1 protein-coding gene is annotated in these 280 nt (G+C 37.1%); it reads right to left on the bottom strand.

All coding sequences use genetic code 11. The features are described from left to right. Nucleotides 1–143: 143 nt before the first annotated feature. The gene (locus tag ETC07_RS16150; RefSeq protein WP_240724688.1) at nucleotides 144–278 is read right to left on the bottom strand and encodes a hypothetical protein; all 135 of its coding nucleotides are present in this window, start codon (nucleotides 276–278) and stop codon (nucleotides 144–146) included. Nucleotides 279–280: the final 2 nt, after the last annotated feature.

Raw genomic sequence — 280 nt, 5'->3', positions numbered from 1 at the left:
CGGTAGCGAATGTAAGCTTTGTTCATGTCGTTCATGTCAAAGGCTGGGAAGACTTTCGAAATGGCACGTCTGAATGGTGCTTGCTGGTCATAAATTGTATCGTCAACGTCAAAAACTATTGCATTAATCATTTTTCTTTGTTTTTATCTTTCTAATTTCTCACCGATAATACGGACTTCTGCTTCTAGTGTTAATCCAGAATTTTCCTTCACATGCTCAATGACATAAGCAATCAAATTTTCGTAATCTGTAGCTGTACCCTGATCGACATTAACCATAA

The organism is Halomonas borealis (assembly GCF_004798905.1).
GTDB lineage: Bacteria > Pseudomonadota > Gammaproteobacteria > Pseudomonadales > Halomonadaceae > Halomonas > Halomonas borealis.
Note: the sequence above shows the minus strand (reverse complement) of the source record. Positions and strands in the feature narration are given on the sequence as shown.